A 6,269-nucleotide genomic window follows, 5' to 3' on the forward strand; every position below is an offset into this window, starting at 1 on the left:
GTATGGGAATGAATCTCCAGTATGCGCTGAATGATTATGGATTAGCTGAGAATAAAGCTGTTAATCAAGTTTTGGCTCAAATTACAGGTAGTACAGAAACAGGTAATCCTCCGGGAGAGGGATGGACTGGTATGTATATGAATTGCTATAATCAGTATGGAAATAAAACAGGACAGAGATATGTTTGTTATCAACCGGGATATAAAAGTTCGTGTGTAAGTCATGATTGTCAATAATTAAGAAAGGATGTGGTTTGCCACATCCTTTAGATTTAACAAATAGAATATGAAATATTATATATTAGTCATAGTGTTATTGCTTTGTTCCTGTTCTGATGTTGATAATTTGGGAGTTTATGAGGTAAAGGTTCCGGCTGAGACCAATCAAAAGGAAGTATTGCTTTCTGCATTCGTTGAAAATATTCGGATTGTCCCATTAGATATGGATGATGAATGTCTGATTTCTCAAATTGATAAGGTGAAAATTTTCAAAGATGAGATTTATATTTTGGACAAAACGAATAATGCAATCTATATTTATGGAATGGACGGTAAACATCTTCGAACTTTATTTAAGGTAGGGAATGGCCCTGGTGAATATTTACAGTTGATGGATTTTGATATATATGATAATCAGTTGTTTGTTTTGGATTATGGCAGATGCCATATTTTGAAATATGATTGTGATCTAAACTATATAAATCAAATTCAATATGATACCTATTCTACACAAATTGTAGTAAACAACGGTTTGATCTATTTATATAATTTGAAATCCCGAAAAGGAGAGGATTATAAATGTTCCATTTTGAATGATAGAGGTCGGAAAGTTGCGGATAAATTAATTAGAAGAGATCATGAAAACTTGTTTAATTATAATGAATGTAATGTTTTTGCTGTAAACAATGAAGAAGTCTATATTTCTCCCGTGTATGATAATCGGATTTATCACGGAGAAAACTTAGATCCTGTTTATTGGGTACGATTTGTAGGAAAAGAGTTTCCGAATGAACAGAATGTAGAAGAGCAAGATGTAAATAGTTCAGATTTCAATTATGTGGTCAAAAATAACTATTATGTTTCCAATCGCTATTTCATTTTTGATTATTTGATTCAAGATCAACGTGTTTTTTGTGTGGTGGATAAATCGAATGATAAAGTAGAAGTAGGAGTGGTGAAAAATGATTTGATACAAGGTTATCGCTTCTTTCCACGTTGGGGAGATGAGAAATATTTAGTAGAAGAGATAAATGCGGGAATATTGTACGAATATTTTCCAACACTTTTGGAATCAATGAAGTTACATGATTTGTCACCGGATGATAATCCTGTTATTTTGTTATATGAAATGAAAAAATAAAATGATTATCCGCATGATGTCCGTCTATAAGTTCTCAACCTAAACTCGTTGCGGTATGAAATGGCCGTCAGAACAACTCTATTGAAGAGTTTTGACACGCGAAAAAACCCTATAAAAGGATTTCTGCATTTCTATGAGATTTAGTTTTCGGAACAATTCAACAGGCACAACACTCATTGATCTTAAAAATAGTTGCTGATCGTTACCTTTATTTGTCCTTGTCAGGTATTTTGTTGTTAGTGTCATATAAAATCATAGATTGGATAGAAAAAGAGCATCATGTGTTTCCAAAGCTTCTGTTGTTTTTATCAATGCTTTTCTATATCCTTTATTTTATGAGCTATACGTATAGCTACAGCAAACAGTGGGAGGATACGGACACCGTGAAGCATTATTTGCGTAGTTTTTATAAAGGAGAATACGAAGAAAAAGATATAAACGGTCGTGAAAATCACGATTGAAGTATTAACAAATTAAAAACTTAAAGACAATGGTACAATTAAAGAAAAAAGCCGTGTTGTTAATTGGAGCATTGATGTTGCTCCTCGGTATGGGAATGAATCTCCAGTATGCGCTGGATGATTATGGGTTGGCAGATAATAATGCCGTGATTGCTGTTTGGGCTCAACAGACGAAAACAGGTGATGATCCTGCTGGTACAGGAGACATACAGAAAGGATGTAGGGATTGTAATCTTGCTGGGGGAGGAGGTGCTACTTCTTGTTCCTGTATATCAGGTTCAGTATCTGCATTTGGTGTAACTGCTACAGGTAAAGGATGTGAAGTCTCAACAGGAACTGGTTATTATTCATGCTGTAGGGTAACAAGCGACGGTTTATGCAGATGTCCATCTTGTAAAAATTAAAAATAGGGCTGTACCGAAATTATACATTTTTTCCATATTATGATTGATTTGGGGTTTAATGTTAACTTAGAAAAAATTAGATCGGAATTGTCATGACAAAAGTGTATTATAGGAACAGCCCGTTAAACTAAATAAGAATATGAAAAAGAATATTTGTTTGTTGCTAATAGCGGCTCTGATGTGTTCTTGTGCCGGACAAGATAATGGAAAAGATGATTTTATAACTATTTCGATTGATCCTGAAGACTCTCAAATTGTATCCATTGCGGATTTTTTCGAAAAGATTGCAATTGTCCCGTTGGAAACGAATGACACTATATTGATAAATGCAGTGTATAATATTATTCCATTGAATAAACGTTTATATATTTTGGACCGGAGAAGTTCTTCTGTTTTTATTTTTTCTGATCATGGAGAAGCCAAAGCGGTTATCCATGATCAAGGAGATGGTCCCAACAAATATACAAACGCATCAAGCATTGCGGTTAATGGAGAAAAGAAAGAACTGTATGTGATGGATAACCAATTGAAGAAAAAGTTTGTATATGATTTGAATGGCCGTCTATTACGTGTGGATACAATTCCTTATAAAATAAGCCAAATATTGTTTTTAGGGGAAGGAAGGGAAGTCTGGGCACGATCAAGCATTGACCCTGAAGATGGATATATCATGAATTGTTTTAAACAGGATGAGTTAGTGGCACAATATCATCCTCATCATTATGAAAATGGTGCAACCATTTCTTTTTGGGAGTCTCCGTTCGTTTTGTTTGAAGATGGCTTATATACCCATATTATGTATAATGATACGATTTATAAATATGATTTTAACTATCCCAAAGGAGGTTTAGTGATTAAATTAGGCCATGCCATTCCGAAAGAATTGATAGCTTTGCCGATGCAAAGTAGGGAAGATGAAATATTCAAATATCTCAGGAAAAATAAAAAGGTTGCTCATTCTCCTTATTTATATATTTCCGATGAGACTAAAGTCGGAGTCTCATATCAATATGATGGTTATAATTGCTTTTATATCTACGATAGGCTAAACGGGGAAAGTTGTTCTTTTAGAGGACCTCATATTGGGAAAGTTCATATTGTTGATATCTTATACGGTACAATTGCCTGTGGCGATTATTTCTATTATATACTTGATCCGTCTAAATACCAGGATCTGGAAACGAAAAAAAAATCAGAGATACAGTCGTTTTATCCTGAGTTGTTCAACACGCTGGAAAGAGCATCTATTGATGATAATCCGATTCTGATGGTGGCAAAATTAAACAAAAAAATATTTCGAAATGAATAAAACTATACATTTTACATATATGTCTTTGATATTGACTTTGTTCGTTTTATTTATTATAGGTTATATTCGGCAAGGTGATAACAAGTTGATTTATGAAAGTTTAAAGAAAGATTCGTATAATTATCATCAAATATATAGTATTAATTTAGAACAAATGAATACTGATAATATAACAGTTTCAGATACATTGTCTGTTTTGAAAGAAAATGGAGAAAACATATTAGTATCTGAAATTCTAAATACAGGTGATAAATTTGTAATTCGTTTTAATGATGCAGGATGCATATCATGTATGCAATATTTTAAAAAGCACATTGATTATATTAACATGTTTATATCGGAAGTAGGAGCTCAAAATGTAATTTGTTTGTTGAATTCCAATAATCCGAGGATTATACGGTCGTTTAAAAAACAGTATTGCATTTCTTGTGAAGTTTATGGGCTTTCAATAGGACTTTTATCTCCTATTATGGAAGTAAGTGATACTGTTGTTGCTTATTATTTTTGTGTTTTATCGAAGGAGTATTTAATGGAAAATTGTTTTATAAATATTCAAGAAATTTCAGAACGAACAGATGCTTATTTTGAATCGATAAAACGTAAATTCGCTGTTTTGGATGGTAAGGGGGATTAAAATAATCGTAATTGTTGTATTTACTTGTGTGTTGATTCGCCTCTTCCTCGGTGAACCTTGCTACATTCCATCCGAAAGCATGGAGCCGACTCTATGTACCGGTGATTGGGTTTGGGTGGACAAAGCTTCATGCGGCGCTTTGCTACCCGACCGTTTTGCTGATATTCCTTTGCTGAATGTTTTTACCTGGATTACGTTTTTGCGTGAGAAGGATTTGAAAAACAATTGGAATTTGGGACGTATGCCGGGATGGCGAGAACCGCAAGAAAATGATATCGTCGTTTTTCGTAGCCTGGAAAATCGGAATATGCTTTTGGTAAAGCGGGTAATCCGAATAGCAAGGCGAGATGGTGTAAATTGGTACTATATGATGGGAGACAACCGCAATAATTCGGTGGACAGTCGTTTTTTCGGGGAAATTCCGGAGAGTTCGATTGTCGGCAGGATCAGTCGGGTATTGTTTTCTGTAAAAGATAAAAAACGCATATTAAAAAGAATAGAATGATGGAAACGGACATAGATTTGATACTGCCTGTTTATAATCCGGATGAGGGTTGGGAGTTAACCGTTGTCTCGAAATATAAGGAACTGGAAGTCTTGTGGAAACATGCAGACATTCATTTATATGTGGTAAATGATGGTTCGGCAAGAGGCTTTGAGAAAGTTGTCACTGATTATATCCGGCAAAATATACCAGAAGTTCATATTTTGAGTTATTCGATCAATCATGGGAAAGGTTTTGCTTTGCGTAAAGCCGTGTCTGCGTGTAACTCTGATTATATCCTTTACACGGATCACGACTTTCCTTATACGCTTGATTCTATGTCAAGGGTATTGGAAATGTTACAGCGAGGAGTTGATGTGGTTGTATCGACTCGGGATAAGGCTTATTATGATTGTTTACCGTTTTCTCGTCGTTTAATCTCTCGATTTGTTCGTGGATGTAATCGTTATTTATTGAGAATGAACTATTCAGATACGCAAGCCGGTTTGAAAGGGTTTAATCGCAAAGGTCGTTTTGTTTTTCTTTCTACTTGTATAGATACATATTTGTTTGATTTGGAGTTCGTTTACAAAGCATGTCATCATCCAGCTTTGGTTATAGGGGAAATTCCGGTGAAGTTAAGAGAAGCTGTTTGTTTTCCGGTATTTGGAATTGAAACTTATTGGAAGGAACTTTTACAGGTTTGTATATCAAGTAGAGATGAAAAGTTTAAACAGAGAAGATAGTGTCAAAAACAATGTTTCATGGTATCTGTATTCTTCCACTGTTGACGGCTGCGCCTTTATTGTATAGACTATAAAGGAATAGTGTTATTTGTGTAATTTTAATAAAGATGAGTGCGAAAAAATAGAGATAAAAGGTCGTGAAAATCACAATTTGAATTAGTATTAGCAAATTAAAAACTTAAAGACGATGGTACAATTAAAGAAAAAAGCAGTGTTGTTAATAGGTGCATTGATGTTACTCCTCGGTATGGAAATGTGAATGGTTCGGTATCTTGTTCAGGAAAGGAAAATTGTGAAAGGAATACTTTTTCCGGCTATGTACAATGTGATGATAAAGAGTCTGTTCGTTGCGATTAGACTGTAGGAAATTTTGTTTTAACTTAGATCGTGGATGAATTTGTTTGCAATTTGTCCACGGTTTGTAAAATAAAAAATTATGAATTTAAAATTAAGTAATATCATATTAACTGTCATATCTATTTTGTTATTAATTTCTTGTCAAAAAGAAAGAAAATCGCAGTTGGAAACTGTAAAGTATAAACAACTTTCGTTTGTAGAAGGTTGGGGTGATTCAATATTTTTATCTCAAGTGCGAGATTTACAATTTTATGAGAATCGGCTTTATATTTCGGATCAATATTTGTCTCAAGTAATGGAAACGAATCAATATTTTATTCTTAATAGGTTTATAGGAAGGCAGGGACTAGGTCCTAGAGATTTTGTGAGTATAGAGTCTATTGCCTTAGAAGATAGTTTTTTGTATGTTTTTGACATGGGACATAGCGCTGTTTTGTGTTTTGATCAAAAAGGTGAATACCGTGGTAAGTATGCCTTGTTGAATGATCGTATTTATATGCCATATCGTTTTTTTG

At 34.0% G+C, this 6,269-nt stretch carries 8 protein-coding genes and 1 pseudogene; all 9 read left to right on the forward strand.

Translation table 11 applies throughout. The annotated features are described in order from the left end of the window. Positions 1-236: pseudogene (locus KTG12_RS20725) on the forward strand (hypothetical protein); the annotation flags it as partial. Between the two features lie 49 nt (positions 237-285). Further along, entirely contained in the window at positions 286-1,359 is a 1,074-nt protein-coding gene (locus KTG12_RS20730; RefSeq protein ID WP_075967652.1) for a 6-bladed beta-propeller, read from the forward strand. 335 nt (positions 1,360-1,694) lie between these two features. Further along, complete coding sequence (locus KTG12_RS22130; RefSeq protein ID WP_256305095.1) at positions 1,695-1,820, forward strand: hypothetical protein; 126 nt, start codon at positions 1,695-1,697, stop codon at positions 1,818-1,820. A 29-nt stretch (positions 1,821-1,849) separates the two neighbouring features. Next, positions 1,850-2,224, forward strand: coding sequence for a hypothetical protein (locus KTG12_RS20735; protein ID WP_122116601.1), 375 nt, complete (start codon positions 1,850-1,852; stop codon positions 2,222-2,224). 139 nt (positions 2,225-2,363) lie between these two features. Next, on the forward strand, positions 2,364-3,533 hold the full coding sequence (locus tag KTG12_RS20740) for a 6-bladed beta-propeller (RefSeq protein WP_075967646.1): 1,170 nt from the start codon (positions 2,364-2,366) through the stop codon (positions 3,531-3,533). Positions 3,534-3,687: 154 nt separating this feature from the next. Continuing rightward, positions 3,688-4,167 (forward strand): hypothetical protein, encoded by a 480-nt coding sequence (locus KTG12_RS20745; protein WP_147332598.1) that lies wholly within the window; start codon positions 3,688-3,690, stop codon positions 4,165-4,167. After that, complete coding sequence (gene lepB, locus KTG12_RS20750; protein ID WP_122116603.1) at positions 4,151-4,672, forward strand: signal peptidase I; 522 nt, start codon at positions 4,151-4,153, stop codon at positions 4,670-4,672. Before KTG12_RS20745 ends, lepB begins: the two co-directional genes overlap by 17 nt. Further along, positions 4,669-5,397 carry a glycosyltransferase family 2 protein gene (locus KTG12_RS20755; RefSeq protein ID WP_075967657.1) on the forward strand — a complete coding sequence of 243 codons (729 nt, stop codon included), beginning with the start codon at positions 4,669-4,671 and terminating at the stop codon, positions 5,395-5,397. The genes lepB and KTG12_RS20755 overlap by 4 nt, the downstream gene beginning before the upstream one ends. A 436-nt stretch (positions 5,398-5,833) precedes the next feature. Further along, positions 5,834-6,269, forward strand: a 436-nt coding sequence (locus KTG12_RS20760) for a 6-bladed beta-propeller (RefSeq protein ID WP_216945532.1), incomplete at its 3' end; no start/stop codon positions are given.

Source organism: Parabacteroides sp. MSK.9.14, from assembly GCF_019041495.1.
Taxonomy (GTDB): Bacteria; Bacteroidota; Bacteroidia; order Bacteroidales; family Tannerellaceae; genus Parabacteroides; species Parabacteroides merdae.

What these genes read in the sequence shown, in the direction of transcription:
- KTG12_RS20730 (WP_075967652.1), top strand. Translation starts at nt 286, where the DNA reads ATGAAATATTATATATTAGTCATAGTGTTATTGCTTTGTTCCTGTTCT.
- KTG12_RS22130 (WP_256305095.1), top strand. Translation starts at nt 1,695, where the DNA reads ATGAGCTATACGTATAGCTACAGCAAACAGTGGGAGGATACGGACACC.
- KTG12_RS20735 (WP_122116601.1), top strand. Translation starts at nt 1,850, where the DNA reads ATGGTACAATTAAAGAAAAAAGCCGTGTTGTTAATTGGAGCATTGATG.
- KTG12_RS20740 (WP_075967646.1), top strand. Translation starts at nt 2,364, where the DNA reads ATGAAAAAGAATATTTGTTTGTTGCTAATAGCGGCTCTGATGTGTTCT.
- KTG12_RS20745 (WP_147332598.1), top strand. Translation starts at nt 3,688, where the DNA reads ATGAATACTGATAATATAACAGTTTCAGATACATTGTCTGTTTTGAAA.
- lepB (WP_122116603.1), top strand. Translation starts at nt 4,151, where the DNA reads ATGGTAAGGGGGATTAAAATAATCGTAATTGTTGTATTTACTTGTGTG.
- KTG12_RS20755 (WP_075967657.1), top strand. Translation starts at nt 4,669, where the DNA reads ATGATGGAAACGGACATAGATTTGATACTGCCTGTTTATAATCCGGAT.